Annotated in this window: 18 protein-coding genes; 13 read left to right on the top strand and 5 right to left on the bottom strand. The window is 42.4% G+C overall.

The window, feature by feature from the left end:
• Positions 1-43: 43 nt before the first annotated feature.
• Entirely contained in the window at positions 44-1,657 is a 1,614-nt protein-coding gene (locus tag FQV26_RS12480; protein ID WP_146557878.1) for a glycoside hydrolase family 43 protein, read from the bottom strand.
• Between the two features lie 172 nt (positions 1,658-1,829).
• The gene (locus FQV26_RS12475) at positions 1,830-3,038 is read right to left on the bottom strand and encodes an ROK family protein (protein ID WP_146557877.1); all 1,209 of its coding nucleotides are present in this window, start codon (positions 3,036-3,038) and stop codon (positions 1,830-1,832) included.
• 357 nt (positions 3,039-3,395) lie between these two features.
• On the opposite strand from FQV26_RS12475, the gene FQV26_RS12470 reads away from it, so the two are divergent.
• From FQV26_RS12470 to FQV26_RS12460, 3 genes are all read left to right on the top strand, one after another.
• Positions 3,396-4,697, top strand: coding sequence for an extracellular solute-binding protein (locus tag FQV26_RS12470; RefSeq protein ID WP_146557876.1), 1,302 nt, complete (start codon positions 3,396-3,398; stop codon positions 4,695-4,697).
• Between the two features lie 97 nt (positions 4,698-4,794).
• Positions 4,795-5,673, top strand: coding sequence for a carbohydrate ABC transporter permease (locus FQV26_RS12465; RefSeq protein ID WP_146557875.1), 879 nt, complete (start codon positions 4,795-4,797; stop codon positions 5,671-5,673).
• Between the two features lie 13 nt (positions 5,674-5,686).
• A complete protein-coding gene (locus FQV26_RS12460) occupies positions 5,687-6,508 on the top strand; it encodes a carbohydrate ABC transporter permease (protein WP_146557874.1) in 822 nt (273 codons plus the stop codon).
• A gap of 37 nt (positions 6,509-6,545) precedes the next feature.
• Here the strand turns inward: FQV26_RS12460 and FQV26_RS12455 are convergent, their stop codons facing one another.
• Complete coding sequence (locus tag FQV26_RS12455) at positions 6,546-7,163, bottom strand: YesL family protein (protein ID WP_146557873.1); 618 nt, start codon at positions 7,161-7,163, stop codon at positions 6,546-6,548.
• Positions 7,164-7,373: 210 nt separating this feature from the next.
• Here FQV26_RS12455 and xylA point away from each other — a divergent pair, with 210 nt between their 5' ends.
• The 4 genes from xylA (at position 7,374) to FQV26_RS12435 (ending at position 12,385) form a co-directional block, all read left to right on the top strand.
• A complete protein-coding gene (gene xylA / locus FQV26_RS12450) occupies positions 7,374-8,696 on the top strand; it encodes a xylose isomerase (RefSeq protein ID WP_146557872.1) in 1,323 nt (440 codons plus the stop codon).
• A gap of 30 nt (positions 8,697-8,726) precedes the next feature.
• Positions 8,727-10,226 (top strand): xylulokinase, encoded by a 1,500-nt coding sequence (gene xylB / locus FQV26_RS12445; RefSeq protein ID WP_146557871.1) that lies wholly within the window; start codon positions 8,727-8,729, stop codon positions 10,224-10,226.
• A 78-nt stretch (positions 10,227-10,304) separates the two neighbouring features.
• Positions 10,305-11,288, top strand: a complete 984-nt coding sequence (locus FQV26_RS12440; protein ID WP_146557870.1) for an aldo/keto reductase — start codon at positions 10,305-10,307, stop codon at positions 11,286-11,288.
• A gap of 101 nt (positions 11,289-11,389) precedes the next feature.
• A complete protein-coding gene (locus FQV26_RS12435; protein WP_146557869.1) occupies positions 11,390-12,385 on the top strand; it encodes a Gfo/Idh/MocA family protein in 996 nt (331 codons plus the stop codon).
• Positions 12,386-12,523: 138 nt separating this feature from the next.
• Here FQV26_RS12435 and FQV26_RS12430 read toward each other — a convergent pair whose 3' ends face one another.
• Positions 12,524-13,444 (bottom strand): PhzF family phenazine biosynthesis protein, encoded by a 921-nt coding sequence (locus FQV26_RS12430; RefSeq protein WP_146557868.1) that lies wholly within the window; start codon positions 13,442-13,444, stop codon positions 12,524-12,526.
• A gap of 140 nt (positions 13,445-13,584) precedes the next feature.
• On the opposite strand from FQV26_RS12430, the gene FQV26_RS12425 reads away from it, so the two are divergent.
• The 4 genes from FQV26_RS12425 to FQV26_RS12410 all read left to right on the top strand — a co-directional run bounded on the left by FQV26_RS12425 (position 13,585) and on the right by FQV26_RS12410 (position 16,729).
• Complete coding sequence (locus tag FQV26_RS12425) at positions 13,585-14,241, top strand: potassium channel family protein (protein ID WP_146557867.1); 657 nt, start codon at positions 13,585-13,587, stop codon at positions 14,239-14,241.
• Positions 14,242-14,381: 140 nt separating this feature from the next.
• Complete coding sequence (locus FQV26_RS12420; RefSeq protein ID WP_146557866.1) at positions 14,382-15,041, top strand: reverse transcriptase-like protein; 660 nt, start codon at positions 14,382-14,384, stop codon at positions 15,039-15,041.
• A 277-nt stretch (positions 15,042-15,318) separates the two neighbouring features.
• A complete protein-coding gene (locus tag FQV26_RS12415) occupies positions 15,319-16,116 on the top strand; it encodes a DUF4397 domain-containing protein (RefSeq protein ID WP_146557865.1) in 798 nt (265 codons plus the stop codon).
• Positions 16,091-16,729, top strand: a complete 639-nt coding sequence (locus FQV26_RS12410) for a class F sortase (protein WP_146557864.1) — start codon at positions 16,091-16,093, stop codon at positions 16,727-16,729. Before FQV26_RS12415 ends, FQV26_RS12410 begins: the two co-directional genes overlap by 26 nt.
• 57 nt (positions 16,730-16,786) lie before the next feature.
• Here FQV26_RS12410 and FQV26_RS12405 read toward each other — a convergent pair whose 3' ends face one another.
• The gene (locus FQV26_RS12405; protein ID WP_146557863.1) at positions 16,787-17,392 is read right to left on the bottom strand and encodes a TetR/AcrR family transcriptional regulator; all 606 of its coding nucleotides are present in this window, start codon (positions 17,390-17,392) and stop codon (positions 16,787-16,789) included.
• A 187-nt stretch (positions 17,393-17,579) separates the two neighbouring features.
• Here FQV26_RS12405 and FQV26_RS12400 point away from each other — a divergent pair, with 187 nt between their 5' ends.
• On the top strand, positions 17,580-18,338 hold the full coding sequence (locus FQV26_RS12400; RefSeq protein WP_146557862.1) for an SDR family oxidoreductase: 759 nt from the start codon (positions 17,580-17,582) through the stop codon (positions 18,336-18,338).
• Positions 18,339-18,610: 272 nt separating this feature from the next.
• Entirely contained in the window at positions 18,611-20,038 is a 1,428-nt protein-coding gene (locus tag FQV26_RS12395; protein ID WP_146557861.1) for an anion permease, read from the top strand.
• Positions 20,039-20,059 lie beyond the last annotated feature (21 nt).

Here is a 20,059-nt window from a genome sequence, read left to right as displayed (position 1 = left end):
AAACAGCCTTGGATAACAAGTCCAAGGCTGTTTTTTCGTAGTATTATTCTTTTGTTTCCTTATAAATAAAATAATCAAAATCAGCAGGCTGCTGCTGTCCGGAAGTATCCTGGCATTGTAAACCGACAAATGCACCGGTGAAAAACCCGCCGCCTTGAATATAGTCGTCTGAAAGCTTGTGGGAGTCGAATTTGACCGGCAGCGTAATCCAGTTTTTGCCGTCAAATGAATAAGAATACGTATACGTTTTCGTCTTAACCTCCACACGCATATGAACATATTCCACGTGTTCGGGAATACTGATTTCTTCTCCCTGAAGCGGTTGCGAAAATGAGGAATTATCGCATATAGAAAGTTCAAGGATACGCTCTTTTTCTTCATTCCAAGAAACCTGCAGCGCTGTCCAATTCTCCGTATTATAGTAATTTATAAGTCCCGCGGCCTGCTGAAAAGTAGTTGGCTGAAAAGCGACTTTCGTTTCAGCAGTAAAATTGAAATGCTGCCAGCGTCTTGCCACAAATGCCTGCGTGAACTTGGAAGTCAACGACTCTCGTCCATACAAGCGAAGGTGTCCTGGGTTGTCCGTCAAAGAAACAATTTCTTTTCCAAGCGGAATGCGAAGCGTCTGGAAATGGCTATTCAATTTTGCAGAATCAAAATCATCTTTTTCAGGAAAGTCCGATTGCCATACAACTTCTTCAATAGCCGGTCCTTCAATTTGAGAAGACGGCTGATTGCCGCCGACGACATAAGGCCATTCGTCTTTCCACTCCAATCGTTGGATTGCCGTTTCTCTGCCAAGCGGACAGTAGCCGCGAGGGTCCAATAAAGCCTGATCTTCCTGCGGCAAAGGGCGGCCTGTTAAATGCACCAGGAACCATTCATCAGTATGGGTCTGTACAATAGAAGCATGTCCTGCTTTCTGAAGCGGAATTCTTGGATACGGCCATGAAGTGATCAAGGGATTTTCAGGATGAACCTCATAAGGTCCGTCAATTTTCCGGGAACGAGCGATTGTTGCCTGGTGATCGTATTTTGTGCCGCCTTCGGCTGTAAGCAGGTAATAGTATTCACCGATTTTGTAGAGATGAGGCGCTTCCGTCAATTTAATGTCGGTGCCTTTAAAGATGATTTTTGAGTCGCCAATGAGTTTGCGTGTTGCGGGATCAAATTCCTGTAACACGATGCCGTAAAAATTATGATGTCCAGCACGATGATCCCAATACATATTGACGAAATATTTCTTGCCGGATTCATCATGAAACAGGGAAGGGTCAAATCCTGAACTGTTCAAATAGGATGGTTCAGACCATTCACCATCAATGGTTTCACAAGTAACTAAATAATTATGGCAGTCTTTCCATTGGCCTTCGGTCACTTTCACATCTGTGAAGATTAACCAAAACTGTCCATCACTATAGGAAAGAGCAGGAGCCCAAACGCCGCCGGAATTCGGATTACCGGACATATTTAATTGGCTCAATCGGTTTAACGGACGGGAAATCAAGCGCCAATTCTTTAAATCTTTGGAATGGTAAATGCCTACTCCTGGAAACCATTCAAATGTAGAGACTGCGATGTAATAATCTTCTCCTACGCGGCAAATAGATGGATCAGGATTGAAACCAGGTAAAATCGGGTTTTGGATTATGCTCATTCTACTTTTTCCTCCATTCTAAATATGTAAGTGCTTACAAATATAAAGTGTTAAACTTACATTCGATCATACCTTACTTAGTCTATCGAGTAAACTAAGTTTCTAAAAAATATCCAAATAAACAGAAAAAAAGCCGATCCCCTTTAAAAGGAGTTCAGCTAGATATTGCTTATTAAGCATTCAAACTTGTTTTTTGCTGGATGCTGACACTAAGAAAATTTTCAATAGAGAAGGCAGAGACGCCTAAAGCACTTGAAAATGTGCCCAATTCTGAGAAACAAATAGTCAAATTGTTTTGCTGAAACCATAGGGCTTGATTTGATACACGATCGCTCAAGGTTTTATTGAGCCATTTAGAAGAAGAAGCCATCCTGTTGCCAATAATCACTTGTTGAGGGTTGAAGCTATTGATGATGTTGTTGATGCCGACACCCAGATAATCACCTGCTTGTTCAAACAGTGAAACCACTTTTTTATCGCCTTGTTCGGCGAGCGCCAAAAGATCATTCAAGTCCAGTTCTTTTCCGTTAGAAGAAGCAAGTTGCATTTTTTCTGCAGCTGTCAGCAAAGCCTGTTCAGAAGCATATAATTCCCAACATCCTTTGTTGCCGCAGCGGCAAGTGGGACCATTCACTTGAATGGTCATATGGCCAAGTTCACCTGAAAAACCATTTGAGCCTTTATACAAAGAACCGTTCAATATTAATCCGACGCCTATTCCGATTCCTGCACTGACATAGATGATGTGTTCGGAGTCTTGTCCGGCTCCAAATTTCTTTTCGCCATATGCGCCCGCGTTTGCCTCGTTTTCAATGATAACGGGTAATTTGTACTTGCTTTCTAGAATCAATTTTAAATTCAGGTTTTTCCATTTTAGATTTGGGGCAAGCAGTATTTCTCCACTATTATCAACGATGCCGGGAACACCTACTCCAATGCCCACAATGCCGTGCGGGCTCTTGGGAGCGGAAGCCATCAGATAATCGATGGTGTCAAAAAGTTGGCTTTCGATTTCTTCATAGGATAAGTTTTTAAATGTAACTTCCTTCTCGTTACAGATATTCCCGCTTAAATCCGTGAGTACACCCAGCAAGTAATTGACTCCGATATCGATACCCACAGAATAGCCTGCTTTTTCATTGAATAGCAGCATCACTGGCCGTCTGCCTCCGCTGGATTTACCTGGTCCAGATTCATAGATCAAATGATCTTCAAGCAAGTCATTTACGAGTGATGATACTGTACCTTTATTTAAACCGACTTCCTGTGCAACTGCAGCTCTTGAGATAGGGGAGTGGTTTATGATTTTTTTCAGGACCAGCGATTTGTTTCCTTCTTTTACTACATGATGATTCCAGGTTTTATTTTCTCCAATATTCATGACGATCAACTCCTTCTATCTGATGAACTTATAAATTGAATTTGAAATCCTTATAACAGGTTATTCCATAGTCAGCCTTCAAAAACCTTTTCTGAATGCTTCTCCATCATTGAACAAATGTGCTGGAAAAAGAGAAAAAGCAAATCGGCACTGGAAAAAGTATCAACTTCTAAATTTTAATCGTGTAACGTCATCTATGTATGCTTCGTAATTTTGCTTGTTCAATTAATAGTTTAACATGAAAATAAAACTTTGTTTAGCCACTAGACTAACAAAATAATATTTGCTACAATGAAACCGCATACAACAATCTGAAAATTGTTGTAATACCAAAATGCATGAGGGGGAGAGTACAAAATGGGAAAGAAGAAAACGCTTACACTTCTATCGACCGCTTTCGCTTTATCTATGTTATTGACAGGTTGTTCTGATTCAGGAGAAGCAGGGGAAAGTTCAGGATCGGCTGAAAAAGAAATAAAGTTTATGCATCTATGGCCTGAGGGCAGCTCGAAGAAGCATTTTGACGTGGTGAATGAAATCATCGCTGAATACGAAGCAGAAAATGAAGGGGTTTCTGTAGACCTTGAAGTATTGAGCAACGAACAATACAAAGATAAATTAAGAGTACTCTCCACGTCGGGAGACCTTCCAGATGTCGGATTGACTTGGGCGGCAGGATTTTTAGAACCTTATGTGGGCGGAAATATGTTTGCGCCGCTTGATGACGTAATCGAAGAAGACTTGAGCGATGCTTTTGTACCTGGAACAACAGAAGCGTATGCAATGGATGGCGCAACTTATGGACTGCCATTGGAATTGAACATCGTATCTCTTTACTATAATAAAGCAATGTTCGAAGAGCAGGGGATTACACCTCCTACAACTTACGAAGAACTTGAGACTGCCGTGAAAGAATTTAATGACGCTGGAATTCAGCCGATTGCTTTGGGCAACCGGGATTCTTGGACAGGCTCTATGTGGTATATGTACCTTGCTGACCGGATCGGGGGCGCAGATGTTTTAAATAAAGCAATTGACCGTTCAGGTTCTTTTGAAGATCCAGCATTGGTTGAAGCCGCTGCTAAAACACAGGAATTGGTTGATATGGGCGCTTTCGTCAACGGATTTAACGGCTTGGCTGACGAAGAGGCCAAATCGATGTTCATGAGTGGGCAGGCACCGATGTACTTAATCGCGACCTGGGACCTTCCTAACTTTACGACAAACGAAAGTGTGCCACAGGAATTCAGAGATTCCATCGGCTATCTTAACTTCCCGACTGTCAACGGCCAAGGAGATATGAGTAGTTTTGTCGGTGGCCCGGGAGTAGGATTGTTTGTTGCTGAAGAATCAGAAGTAAAAGAAGAAGCTAAAGATTTTGCCGCATACTTTGTTAAGGCATGGGGAGAAGAAGCAGTAACCAAAGCGGGTGTTATTCCAGCCACTAAAGTGGATGCAGAATCGTTGGATCTTCCAGAAATGTATGTGGATATTTTAAACGAATTGAATGGCGCTACGAACATCACTTTGTTCGCGGACGTTCAGATGAGCCCCGACGTAGCACAAGTGCATTTGGATTCCATTCAAGCCCTTTTCGGAAATCAAATATCACCAGAAGAGTTTGCTAAGAACCATGAAGAAGCTCTTTCAAACGAATAACTGAAAAATTTATGTTATGAATCTAATTAAAAAGAGGGGACATATCCTGTATGACGGATTGTCCCCTTGTATTTTCTAAGATATGGGGTTGAATGGTATGAATAAAGTAATGTCGAATAAGTTCTATATCGCTTTTTATATTGCACCAGCTCTTCTTCTGCTCTTGATCCTCGTTTTCATCCCCTTAGTCCTGTCAGGATATTATGGCTTGATGGATTGGGACGGCATAGGAGAGAAAACCTTTATCGGTTTAGAAAACTACATTAACGGTATTCAGGACAAGCTGTTCTGGAATAGCGCGTTCCATTCGTTCTTATTGGCGATATTTTCTACCTTAAGTTTAGTCATTTACTTAACAGTCTCTTTCATATTGGCTTCCAAGATCAAAGGGGCAGACTTGCTGCGTAAAATTTACTTGATCCCGATGCTATTGTCTTCGGTTGCGATTGCACAGCTATGGGTGAAGATCTACAATCCGTCAAATGGAATTCTTAACGTTTTTCTAATGAGCATCGGAGTGGAAAATCCACCATTGTGGTTAGCGAATCCTTCTATTGTCCTGTTTGCTATTTTTGTTCCGATTTTGTGGCAGTATGCCGGTTTCTACATATTGATCTATTATGCGGCCTTGAAGAATATTCCTGAGTCGTTGATAGAAGCTGCCCGAATTGATGGAGCTTCCGCTTTTCAGATTGCTACACGGATCAAATTGCCATTGATCAAGGAAGTCGTCAGCGTAACCATTGTCTTGGCTATAGTCGGTTCCCTTAAATACTTTGATTTGATTTATGTCATGACTGCCGGGGGACCAAACGGAGCCAGTGAAGTTATGGCGTCTTATATGTACAAACTGGCATTCGCCAATTACAACTTTGGATACGGAAGTGCTATCGGCTTCCTGCTGTTGGTCATTACTTTGATCGTTACCTTCGTTATACGAAAATTGACCGCGACAAAAGATAAACTCGAATATTAGAGGAGGCATGAGAATGGGCCGCATCGGTTACTTCTTACTTTACCTGGCATTGATAGTAGTGGCGTTATTTCAAATTTTGCCCTTGGTCTGGCTATTCCTATTTTCTTTGAAAGACAATAATGAAATCTTTGCAGGCTCGCCGTTTGCCCTTCCATCAGAATTTAGATGGGAGAATTACGAAAAAGTCTGGAATGGCGGAATCGGGACCTATTTTTTCAATAGTATTTGGATTACGGTTCTGGCAATTATTTTGACCGTTTTGTTTGCGAGTATGGCAGCTTTCGCTTTAACAAGGTTGAAATGGAAAATGAGCGGCCTGGTACTAGGGCTCTTCATGGTCGGATTAATGATTCCGATCCACTCTGCATTGATACCACTTTACAGCATGTTCTTGAGCGTAAACTTGATCGATAATCCGATTTCGATTGTCATCACTTATACTGCCTATAATTTGCCGATTACTTTAATGATTTTACTGGGCTTCTACTATACATTGCCCCATGAAATTGAAGAGGCAGCGGTTATTGACGGCTGCTCAATCCACAGAATGTTTTTTCGGATCATCTTACCGATGACCACGCCAATTTTAGCAACAACTGTCGTCATCAATATGATCTATAACTGGAATGAGTTTGTGTTTGTCAACACCTTCATCAGTTCAGAAAAATACAAAACTTTGACTGTTGGTATCCAAAACTTTATTGGCCAATACATGACCGACTGGGGAGCGATTGGCGCTACTTTGGTCATCAGTGTCTTGCCGATCATTATCGCCTTTATCTTCTTCAGCAATAAAGTGGTTGAAGGAATCTCATCGAGCGCAGTAAAAGGATAAACTAAAAAAGCTTCACATTTAAAGGAGAAGAGACCCTTTAATGTGAAGCTTTTTTATGGGTTTTGTTAAACGCATACATCGCCATCCACATTGTTAGAAACGCATATACACTGCCGCCAAATAGAAAAGCTAAAGCTGGAAGCAGCCTCATGATAAAAAATAGAGAAACAAGACAGAGGATAATGACCGCTGTGGCGGCTGGATTGACCAGCATCAGAAAAAATGCATTTTTAATAACAGATGGAATTTTGATATCGTAATGCACGAAAGCAGGGAAAAGATAAAACAAAAATAAAGTAAATATTAGCATGAATGCAAAGAGTGGGGCATAAGACCAATTCAACTGTTGAGCCGGGCTTGCTTGAATATAGAAAATATCCAACACAATAAACAATAAAAATACAGAAACGAAGACCCCAAGAAGGTTGCTTTTTAAGAAATCTTTCTTATAGAAACCCCAAAAGGATTGAAAGAGAGGGAGATCTGTATTCCCTTTCAGCCATTCCCGGCAAACGGCAAACATAGATGTAGTGGCAGGATAAAATCCGAAAAGAATGCCCCCGAGCAATGAAAACATTACCCATAAAAAATTCAAATAGGCAAATCGGGTAACCCATTCGAGTGCAAGATAAATATAGCTGCTTGTAGTATTCATCGATAACCGCCCTTAATCAAAATTTCAGTAACCTATAAAATCATATCTCACTAATTGAATAAATACATCAGAAAGCTTCTGAAATACTTTGTTTAATCAATAGACAAACTAATTATAACTTGTTATAATCCTTAATGAAAGCCTTTTCATCTACTAGTCTAAATATTGCTACATATTGAATGAATTAAAACTACATTGGAGGTATGGAACATGGCGCATTTCTCAGGAATTGAAAAAATAAAATTTGAAGGAGCTTCTTCAAAAAATCCGTTCGCTTTTAAATTCTATAACCCGGAAGAAAAAATCGGGAATAAAACGATGGAAGAAACACTTCGTTATGCAGTGTCTTATTGGCATACATTTACAATGGACGGTTCAGATCCATTTGGTGCCGGCAGTATGATCCGCTCATGGGATCATTTAAATGGAATGGATTTAGCAAAAGCACGGGTTGAAGCATCATTCGAATTCTATGAAAAAATGGATGTGCCATTTTTCTGTTTCCATGATGTTGATATTGCACCAGAAGGCAGCAATCTACGCGAGTCCAATAAAAATCTGGATGAGATTGTTGGCATGATCAAGGAATACATGAAAGACAGCAAAGCAAAATTATTGTGGAACACCGCCAATAATTTTACTCATCCACGCTTTGTTCATGGAGCAGCAACTTCGAGCCATGCTGACGTCTTTGCATATTCCGCAGCAAAAGTGAAAAAGGGACTTGAGATCGGCAAAGAGCTTGGCGCTGAAAACTATGTATTCTGGGGTGGGCGCGAAGGATACGAAACTTTGTTGAATACGGATATGAAACTGGAACTTGATAATTTGGGACGCTTTTATCATATGGCGGCCGATTATGCGAAAGAAATCGGGTTTGACGCACAATTTTTGATTGAACCTAAACCAAAAGAGCCTTCCACGCATCAATATGATTACGATGTAGCAACAGCACATGCATTTTTGCAGAGCTATAACTTGGATGATAAATTCAAGTTCAATATCGAAGCAAACCACGCTACATTGGCTGGCCATACTTTTGAACATGAACTTCACTATGCGCGCATCAACAATATGCTTGGATCTGTAGATGCCAATCAGGGAGATCCACTCTTGGGCTGGGATACCGACGAATTCCCGACTGATTTATGGTCTACCACTTTGGCGATGTACGAAATTCTGCAAAATGGCGGACTTGGACGTGGAGGCCTAAACTTTGATGCTAAAGTAAGAAGAGGGTCATTTGAGCAAGACGACTTGTTCCATGCACATATTGCAGGAATGGATGCTTTTGCGGTTGGATTGAAAGTGGCACAGCAGTTGATTGACGACAAAGTGCTTGAAAATGTAGTAAGCAATCGATACGAAACTTATACGAATGGCATCGGATTGGATATTGTCAATGGCAATACAGACTTCCACCAACTTGAAGACTATGCGTTCGGCATAACAGATATTAAACAAACATCCGGACGCCTTGAGCAAATCAAAGCCACCATTAATCAATACTTGCTGCAGGCTTTTGCAAAGTAAGAAAATCTTCAGGCTGGGAGAGCTGACTTTATGAAATATGTAATTGGTGTTGATTTGGGAACAAGTGCTGTAAAACTTCTATTGGTGGACCAGCAGGGAAACGCAGTAGAGCAGATTTCAAAGGCTTATCCTTTGATTCATGAAAAGAATGGATACAGCGAACAGGATCCACAGCATTGGGTGGAGCAGACGGCTGCAGGCATAAAAGAATTGCTGAATATTTTTGGCGGAGACCCGGCAGCTATTGAAGGCATCAGTTTTTCGGGACAGATGCATGGACTGGTGCTGCTGGACGAAGACAATGAAGTCCTGCGTCCGGCCATTCTGTGGAATGATACCCGTACAACCGCCGAATGCCAACTGATTTATGATGGGGTTGGGCGTGAACGGCTGTTGGAAATTACGAAAAATCCAGCATTGGAAGGCTTTACTTTGCCAAAGATCTTATGGGTTCGGAAAAATGAGCCTGAACTTTTCAAAAAGGTGAAATCCTTTGTGCTGCCAAAAGATTATTTACGCTATAAAATAACCGGAAATCTTCAAATGGAATTTTCAGATGCGGCGGGAACGCTGTTACTGGATATCACACAAAAACAATGGAGCCAAGAAATCTGTGAGTTATTGGAACTCGATGTCGACATATGTCCGCCTTTGGTAAATTCTCATGATGAAGTAGGCACTGTCCAAGAAGCTTTTGCTGACGTATCGGGACTTGCTTTAACAACCCGGGTTTTTGCTGGCGGAGCAGATAATGCCTGTGGAGCTATCGGGGCAGGCATTTTACAGGAAGGCAAAACATTGTGCAGCATCGGTACTTCAGGTGTCGTGTTGTCATACGAAGCCAAAGGGAACAAAGACTTTGGCGGGAAGGTCCACTATTTCAATCATGCAGTACCCGGTGCCTTTTACACGATGGGTGTAACCTTAGCTGCTGGTTACAGTTTGTCTTGGTTCAAAGATGCATTTGCTTCAGAAACTTCATTTGATGAACTGTTGTCCGATATTCATACGGTACCTGCCGGCTCAAATGGGTTAGTGTTTACACCTTACCTGGTTGGGGAAAGAACACCACATGCAGACGCCGCGATCCGTGGCAGTTTTATCGGCATGGACGGTTCGCATCGCCGGAAAGATTTTGCGCGTGCAGTTCTCGAAGGAATCACGTTTTCCTTGCACGAATCGATTTCAATTTTCCGGGACAGCGGCAAAACCATCGACACGATTGTGTCTATTGGCGGCGGCGCTCAAAATGAAGAATGGCTGCAGATGCAGGCAGACATTTTTGATGCCAAAATCATTCGCCACACCAGTGAGCAAGGACCCGGTATGGGCGCAGCCATGCTGGCAGCTTTCGGCTGTTCATGGTTCCAGACATTGCAGGAATGTGCCGATGCATTCTTACAGGAAGATCAGCAATATTTGCCGATTGAAGAAAACGTTTTGGCATACAGAAGATTATTTCCGCTCTATCAGGAAGTTTATGGGAGCACTAGAGAGTTGAACGTCAAACTTTCAGAATTCCGCAAGTAGTTGTCCAAATAGAACCTCAACTCAACAGTTGAGGTTTTTTCTGTAAAGAAAACCTAATCTTAAGAAGAGGTGAGTGGAATGAACTATCGTCAACTTGGCAAGACGGATATGAAGATAAGTGAATTGAGCTTTGGAACATGGGCAATCGGCGGTTCTTGGGGAAACACGAATGATAAGGAATCCATGGAAGCACTAGATTATGCCATGGAACAAGGGGTAAATTTCTTTGATACGGCAGATGTCTATGGTGATGGACATAGCGAAGAGTTATTGGGAAAAGCGACAAAAGGGAAACATGACGAAATCCATATCGCTACCAAATTTTGCAGGGCGGGCGATATCCATGATCCGCAAACTTACTCGATGGATCAGGTTTCCAAGTATGCGGAAGCGAGCTTAAAACGCCTTGGACGCGAGCAGATTGACTTATTTCAGATTCATTGCCCTCCGATGGAGATTCTAAAGGACGGCAGTGTATTTGAGGTGCTGGACAAGTTGAAAAAACAAGGAAAAATCAGATCTTACGGAGTCAGTGTGGAAACAGTGGAAGAAGGACTCTTATGTCTTGAGAATCCAAATGTCAGCAGTTTACAAGTGATTTTCAATTTGTTCCGTCAAAAACCATTGGAAGAATTGTTTCCGAAAGCAATCGAAAAAAATGTTGGCATATTAGCACGTGTTCCACTTGCCAGTGGTTTATTGACTGGGAAATTCAAGGTCGATTCAGAATTTGAATCCGACGACCATCGCAACTTTAATCGTGACGGCGAAGCATTCAATGTAGGGGAAACTTTTGCAGGAGTCGAATTTTCAAAAGGCGTAGAATTGAGTGATCAGCTTGCTTGGATTGCAGACGGCAGAGGAAATCGTACGCAGGCAGCTTTGAAATGGATTTTACAGCAGGAAGCCATCACTTCAGTCATTCCGGGATTCAGAAATGTGGCGCAGGCAAAAGACAATCTAAAAGCGCTGGAGGCAAAAGATTTTTCACGTGAGGAAATGAATCGATTAGCTGAGTTTTATCAAGATCGTGTACATCCCGAAATCAGAGGGGTATATTAAAAATATCTTACCTACCGCCAAGAGAGTCATCGTACTCTCTTGGCGGTTTGCTTTATCAACTCTAAAAGTCGAATAATTTAATGCAAAAAGGAGAGAATACGATGGAGAAAATTCGCTGGGGTGTTTTGAGTACAGCAAATATTGGAAGAACCCAAGTCATTCCTGCTATTGGCCGTGCTGACAATGCTGAAATCGTCGCCATAGCAAGCCGCACCAGCAAGGTGCATGCAACCGCCCAGGAGTTGCAAATTCCGAAAGCTTATGAAAGTTATGAAGAACTGCTGGAAGATCCAGAAATTGATGCAGTCTATATACCGCTCCCAAATCATTTGCATAAGGAATGGGTAATACGTGCAGCAAAAAAAGGCAAACATATTCTGTGTGAAAAACCAATTGGCTTAAGCGAAGCCGAGGCTGAAGAAATGATTTTAGCGTGCCAGGAAAATGGCGTCAAGTTGATGGAAGCATTTATGTATCAATTGCATCCTCAACATGCCCGGGTTAAGGAGATAGTCGCTTCGGGAGAAATAGGAGAAATTAAGCTGATAAAATCGAGCCACTCGTTTTATTTACATAACCGTTCGTCGGATATACGAATGGATGCTGCAATGGGAGGCGGCAGCATCTATGATATCGGATGCTATTCCATTCAGGTTATGCGCCATATTACCGATGCCGAGCCGGTGGAAGTCATGGCACAAGGCGCGCTGGATCCGGTCAAAGGAATCGATTTGACGGCAATGGTTCAAATGAAGATGAGCAGCGGTGTCCGCGCTCTGTTCGACTGCAGTTTTGACATGATCAACAGAAACGAGTACGAAGTAATCGGTACCACAGGAAGTGTGAAAGTGCCATTTGCTTTCCGTCCAGACATCAATGGCGGCATTGGCACTGTATTAGTAAGAAAAGATGGAGTGGAGCGGGTAGAGAAAATACCGGGAGATATTTATAGGATGGAAATCGAAAACTTTTCTAATGCGGTTTTGAAGAATGCGGAACCTGTTATTACAGCTGATTCCACAGTCAAGAATATGCGGGTCATTGATGCTTGTTACCGCTCATTAAAAACGGAACAAAAAGTTTTTATTAAAGATTGAAAATGAAATAACAGGCGAATACAGGCCAAGGGTGATAACCCTGAAACCTGTATTCGCCTTTTCATGTTGGCTCAATTATTTTAGAGGGCTATTTTTAAGCAATTGCTCTCCTTTTTGGAGGGGTGTCAGGGTTCAGCGTTAAGGAACGTAAAGTTCACCTTGTCCTACGACTATTGCGTTGCCCCCAATTTTAACCTCTGTGTACTTCGTTTTTTCTTTTTTGATTGTAATATCGAGGAAACTGGGTCTTCCCATTTCGATGCCTTGTTCGCTGCGGATAGAGTAGTTTCCTTCTTCGTTGCTATTGATAACACCATGTTCCACTAGATAAGCACCTAAAGGACCGGAGGCGGCGCCGGTTGCCGGATCTTCTGAAATGCCCATGGCGGGGGCGAACATCCGGCAATGAACAGCAGATTCATCATGCTCTGTTTCAGTCGTAAATGCAAAAATGTGCTGGCGGTCGAGGTCGCCGCTGAAATGGCGTTCCCAGACATCGGTCCGAAACTGGATCTCTCTCATAGCGGCCAGAGAGCGAAGCGGCACGAACAGGAAAGGAATGCCTGAAGATACGGTCTGTATCGGGAAACTTGTGTCCAATTCGCTTTTGGGCAATGACAGCAAGTCGGCTACAAGGGCTTGTCTCGTCAATATTTCTCCAAAAACAGGAAGAGGCTGAATCATTTCAGCTTTGACGATCTTTTCCGCTTCTTTATGGATGGTTACAGCAACGTCTCCCCATCCTTCTTCGATAATCCACTCATTAAGCCCATGTTCTGAAGGAAGCATTTTTAAGTAAGCCAATACAAAAGCTGTTCCAATAGTAGGATGGCCCGCTATCGGCAATTCTACTTGAGGGGTGAAAATTCGGAGGCTGATTTGATTTTGTGGATTCTTGGGAGGACAGATAAATGCCGTCTCCGACAAATTGAGTTCATTAGCGATTCGCTGCATGGTTTTAGACTCCAATCCTGAGCCATCATGAAAAACTGCCAGCGGGTTGCCCCCAAAAGAATGGCTAGTAAAGACATCTACCAATGTATACTTTAAAGTTTGCATAATTACCCTCCTTTATTCGAATAGTAAGACTTTATAGTTTCTTTGTATCAGTTAGCCGTTGAAAAGTCCAACACCTTTGATTGCAATCAATGCAATTTGCGAATAAAGTAAGGAAGAAGATATAGAAAAGAGGGAAGCGTGTGAAAAAACAGATTGTGGTCATCGGATTAGGACGCTTCGGCAGCAGTGTTTGCAGAGAGCTTCATACTCTTGGCCATGAAGTAATGGCAATAGATACAGATCCTGAGAAAGTCGATGCTGTGGCAAATTCCGCTTCTTTTACAGTGATTGCGGATGCTACAGATAAAAACCAGCTGAACTCTCTGGGAGTTCGTAATTTTGAACATGCAATAGTGGCCATCGGGGACGATCTCCAAGCCAGTGTGTTGTGTACGTTAATGTTGAAAGAACTAGGGTTACCGAAGGTCTGGGTAAAAGCGAGGGATTTGCAGCATGAAAAAATCCTGGATAAAGTTGGTGCAGACCGCGTCATTCAGCCCGAAAAAGAAATGGGAATCCGTGTTGCCCACCATGTGGACTCAGATAAGATTGTGGATTACATCGATTTATCCCAAGATTACAGCATCATTGAATTGGTGGCTTCTGGCAAGATGGCTGATAAAACTTTAGTGGATCTGAACATTCGCAAGGAATTCAATTGCATCGTACTAGCGATAAAGAAAGAGGAAGAAGTTAATATTGCGCCAGCGATAGACGATATCGTCGAGCAGGGCAATGTATTGATCGTCATGGGGCATAAAGATGATCTGAAGCGCCTGGAGGATAAAGGTTTATAATGCATTGATCAGCCGGTTCCTATTTTGGAACCGGCTATTTTTCTGGATGATGCAGCCGTTTATTGATTTGCTTTAGGGGAATGGTATCTGCAAGAAGAGACAGAAATACAAAGAGTTTTGCAGGAAATGGAGGAGGAAAGATGAAAATTCGAATAGAATGGACGTATAAAATTCCTAAGGGCCAAGAAGCGGTTTTTTCTTCAGAAGAAATCCCGGCAGAGACAGCGATTGTGATTGCTGAAGATCTTGAACGTCTTGAGCGATCCAAAAACCTTCATTTTGTGGATCAGTATGACAGCGGCTGGAGTATAAAAGAATTGAAGGCTTATTTGAAAGGAATTGAAACAGAACCTCATAATGTGATTGTATATTTTGATGGCGGCTACGAGCGTACCAGAAGAAATGCAGGACTGGGCTGCGTTATTTATTACGAACAAAACGGCAAGTCATATCGGCTTCGGGCCAACACTCAACTGGATGAATTAACTTCCAATAATGAAGCAGAGTATGCAGCTCTTTATTTTTGTTTGCAGGAACTGGAACAGTTAGAGATTCATCATTTGCCTATTCGGTTTAACGGAGATTCCCGCATCGTCATAAACGGCATGTCTAATGAGTGGCCGGTGATTGAAGAACAGCTGATTCCTTGGGTCAATCGAATTGAAGGGAAAATAGCTGAAATGGGCCTCCAGCCAGAATATGAATTAGTCCCACGTAAAGCCAATGCAGAAGCTGATAAACTGGCCACTCAAGCTTTGAACGGAATCGTCATTTCAGCTGAAAGCGAAATCATTGTATAAAGCTAGGTAGATAGGCAAAACTTATACAAACTGAGAAAGCAGTTAAGTAAATGGATGGTTAGTGAACAGATTTTCTACCGAAAGTCTGGTTAAAAGGCTGATATATGGAGGATAAAGAAAAGATTCCACTATTTACATCTTATTGCTATAAAGCGTCCTAGTACTTTCTGTTCAAAAATCAGAATAATCTGATTTTTGCTTGCGAAAACTGTTTTTTTAGGTTATAAATAAATTGTACAATAATTGTGCAAAAACTACACATGAAGGAGAGGGAAAAATGAAGAAAATCTTAGTTTCATTCTCTGTTGCCGTGGCCCTTGTATTCTCGTTGCTCGCTTCTGGAGTTATGGCCGATAGCCATACCGCTAAAGTCAGAGTGGTTCATGCTTCACCAGATGCTCCTGCTGTCGATGTCTACGTCAATGGGGAATTAACGCTTGAAGAAGTACCTTTTAAAGCAGATTCAGGTTACTTAGAGGTGCCGGTTGGAACACATGATGTAGAAGTTTTTGCAAGCGGAACTGAATATGCTGCAGGTGAAGGTGTATTGCAAGCCGATTTGGCTGTAGAAGCTGGGAAAGCTTATACAGTAGCAGCGGCAAACTTATTGGAATCCATTGAATTTGTGGTTGCAGAAGATTCAATGGAAGTATCAGAAGGAAAAGCAAAAGTCCGTGTTGGCCATTTATCCCCTGATGCCCCAGCGGTTGATGTTGGCATAATCGGTGGAGATGCATTGTTCAGTGGAGCTGAATTCCCAGGAATTACGGATTATGCAGAAGTAGATGCCGGTACGTATGATTTGGAAATCCGGTTGCCAGACGGAACACAGGTATTGCCTCTTGAAGGCACAGAGTTGGCTGCAAATACAGTCTATAGCGTCTTTGCGGTAAACACAGTGGATTCACTTGAAGTGATTGCCTTGGTCGATTACGAAGCAGCTGGTTCACCAGACGGTATGCCGACCACTGGTCTTGGAACACCTGATCAGTCACAGTCTATATGGTTGCTGCTTGGTGGAGCTCTAGTACTTATCGGAGCCAGCAGCCTTGTATGGAAGAGACGGTTTCAATAACAAACTACTGGTCATTCCGGTTATTTTCCTGCTATCCGGTTGCCAGCAGCCTGTCGATGAAGTTAGCGTACGATCGGAAAATGTAGGATTCACGCTTGATGTACCGGCTGCCGTCAATATCCAGCAGCCGGCTCCTGCAGAAAATCCGATAAATGGATTAAAGCGTACAGGCATTCAGCCTACCTCGCTAAAGATTCCCTCGATTGATTTGGAAGCAAAAGTCCAGCACCTGGGAGTTACCGAGAAAGGTGAAATGGCTGTCCCGGACAATATCGAAGACGTCAGCTGGTTCTCTCCTGGGTATGAGCCGGGCCAAAACGGCCGGGCTGTGATTGCTGGCCATGTTGACGGAGTAGAAGGGCCTGCAATTTTCTGGGATCTTTCCGAACTTGAGTTGGGAGACGAAGTGGTGGTTGAAAACAAAGATAAGACCTTAACGTTCAAAGTTCACACAATGGAGTCTGTTCCACTGGATCTGACAGATGTTTCAACGGTCTTTGGCTACACCTCTTCTCCCGAGTTGGTTTTGATCACTTGTTCAGGAACTTACGACTTTGACCGGGGAACACGTGAAGAACGGTTAATTGTCTACGCTAGTCTTGTTGAAGAATAACTAACAAATACCCGCTTATTCCGAAACCAGGAATAAGCGGGTATTTTTGATCGCAATTCAACTTAATTTATTGGTGTCGGCCACTGCTTCAATGGATTCTCTGGGAGTCTGATACAAAATGATGTTGAGCAATTGTTCTGCCATTTGATGAGGCGTAAACTTGTACCCGCCATTCACCCATTCAATTATCAGACCAAACAAGGCATAGGCGTTGTAGCTGCTCAGCAGGCTGCGGTCAATATTGGCCTCTGGCTTGACTGCGGCCAAATCATGTTGGACGAGCTCTTTCAGCACTTGGCAAACGCGATTTTGAAAGCCAGGAAGAACATTGGAATTGATGATGATTGTATAGAATCGTGAATAGCGTTCAACATGGTCGAAGATTTTGATGGAAGAGGATGACATCTTGCCAACCTCAAAATTTTTCATGGTCTTATAAGGCTCCCGGTAAGAATCGATGAGGTCGTTGAGAATGTCTTCAATCAATTCGTTCAATAATTCTTCCTGTGTTGGGTAGTGCTTATAGAAAGTTCCACGATTCAGATTTGCCAAATGGACAATTTCTGTAATCGTGATGCTTTTGAATTCTTTTTCATTCATCAGACAAATCAATGCTTCTTTTAAAGCATTTTTTGATTTGTCGATTCTTCGGTCTTTTTTCATCAGCACGACCTCACTTTCATAGTTATTTTGCATAACTGCACAAAATCGAATTCAGATGTTCGTTAGTCAACACTTCACTAGAAATTTGCTGATTGTTAACTAAAGTATAGGCCAATATACTTGGGGTGTATAGATGAAAGCGTTTTACCGCATCGTAAAATAACCGGCAGAAGAGGAGAAGGATAAAATGAAACTAGAAGGAAAAGTAGCCATCGTAACAGGGGCAGCATCAGGGATGGGGAAAGCGATTGCCGAACTTTATGCCAAAGAAGGCGCAAAAGTAATCGTTTCGGATATTAATGAAGAAGGTGCAATAAAAGTAGCAACAGCCATCATAGAAAAGGGCGGCATAGCAAAAGCGATTAAAACGAATGTTGGGGACGTCCAGGAAATCGAAGCGATGATCGATTTGGCAGTGAGTGAATATGGAACTTTGGACATTCTTGTCAACAATGCAGGCATCATGGATAATTTCGAACCGGCTGGAGAGATTGAAGATGCAAAATGGGAGCGTATTTTTTCCATCAATACGATGAGTGTCATGCGGTCAACACGCAAAGCCTTGCCTATTTTTCTAGAGAAAAACAAAGGGGTTATCATCAATATCGCTTCAGCAGGCGGTTTATACGGAGCTCGCGCAGGAGCCACTTACACAGCTTCGAAGCATGCAGTTGTCGGCTTCACGAAAAATACCGGTTTTATGTATGCAAAAGAAGGAATCCGCTGCAATGCCATTGCGCCAGGAGGCGTGGAAACCAATATCAGTTCATCCATGACGTCCATCAGTGAAATGGGAATGGGGCGTACACAGGCCGGACTAGCTTTGAATCCGCGCAACGGCAAATCAGAAGAAATCGCCAAAGTGGCATTGTTCTTGGCTTCTGACGATGCAAGCTTCGTCAACGGCACAGTGATCACTGCGGATGCCGGGTGGACCGCCTACTGAATATACAAAAGGAAAATCCGTTGCATGATCTAATGCAACGGATTTTTTATGGCTTTATTTATGCAATTCAGAGGAACCAAACAAAAGAAAGTATTGAAGCTTTACATATTTTGAAAAAGGTGTAGAATCCAATATTGAACAAATGGATTCTGCTTTTTTTAACCCGACTTTTAGTCAGAAGATCGCTAAAAAATTACACAAGCAGTTTGGTTTCATTTGCATTTATCATGCAGCAAAGCGTTTAAATCTATTAAAGAGTAAGGAGAAGTGAAATGTCAGTCGTTAAAAAACAAGGAGAGGTTAATTGGCGCAAGCTGTTTATCTCTATTTCAATTGGTCTTATTTTATGGTTTATTCCCCCACCCTCAGGTTTGGAAGCGGAAGCCTGGCATTTATTCAGTATTTTTGTAGCCACTATCGTCAGTTTGGTAATCAAGCCTATCCCAATGGGCAGTACCGCTATTTTAGCTCTGACAGTGATTGTATTGACGAATACCTTAACTTTGCAAGAATCGCTCAGTGGTTTCCAAAACACAACGATTTGGTTAATCGTCATTGCTTTTTTCATTTCACGCGGATTTATCAAGACAGGATTAGGTACAAGAGTCGCTTATATTTTTGTTCGGATGTTTGGAAAGAAAACTCTGGGGCTTTCCTATTCCATGCTTTTCAGTGATCTTGTATTGGCACCGGCTATGCCGTCCAATACAGCCCGGGCTGGTGGAATCATTTTTCCAATCATTCGTTCACTTTCTGAAACCTATGAGTCACGAGTTGAAGATGGGACTGAAAGGAGAGTCGGAGCGTTTTTGACGAAAGTATCTTTCCAGGGAGACATGATTACATCTGCTATGTTTGTAACAGCGATGGCCGCAAATCCTTTAGCTGTCCAAATTGCTCAGGATATTACCGGAGTTACAATCACTTGGGGTGGGTGGGCATTAGCTGCACTTGTGCCAGGATTAATCAGTCTTATTCTCATTCCTTTGGTCATTTACAAGCTTTATCCACCCGAACTGAAAGAAACACCGGAAGCTCCTTCGATAGCGAAGCAAAAGCTTCATGAAATGGGTCCTTTAAAAAACGAAGAAAAGTACATGATGGGCGTATTTGTGCTGTTGCTCTTGCTTTGGATTTTCGGTGGGAATTTTGGCATCGATGCTACTACCAGTGCCTTTGTAGGGTTGAGCGTCTTATTGCTGACACAGGTTTTGACTTGGTCGGATATAAAGAAAGAACAAGGTGCTTGGGATACACTAGTGTGGTTTGCGGTTCTGGTTATGATGGCGACTTACTTAAATGTTTTAGGAATGGTTCCGTGGTTTAGTGGGCTTATGCAAAATTCGGTAAACCAATTGTCCTGGATGCCGACTTTGATCATTTTGGCGATCGTCTATTTCTACTCCCATTACTTCTTTGCCAGCAATACAGCGCATGTCAGTGCCATGTATGCCGCCTTTTTGTCTGTCATTGTAGCAGCAGGAGCTCCGCCGTTATTGTCTGCTCTCATTTTGGCTTTCTTCAGCAACTTGTTTGGCTGTTTAACTCATTATGGTGCAGGGCCGGCACCGGTCTTTTTTGGCAGCGGCTATGTCAGCCAGAAAAAATGGTGGCAACTTGGATTTATCATTTCTCTGATCCACATTGTGGTTTGGATGGGTGCAGGCGGATTGTGGTGGAAACTGCTGGGTCTTTGGTAAACTTAAAAACAGCAGGATCAA

This window comes from Planococcus sp. CPCC 101016 (genome assembly GCF_007859295.1).
In the GTDB taxonomy this organism is placed as follows: domain Bacteria; phylum Bacillota; class Bacilli; order Bacillales_A; family Planococcaceae; genus Planococcus.
Note: the sequence above shows the minus strand (reverse complement) of the source record. Positions and strands in the feature narration are given on the sequence as shown.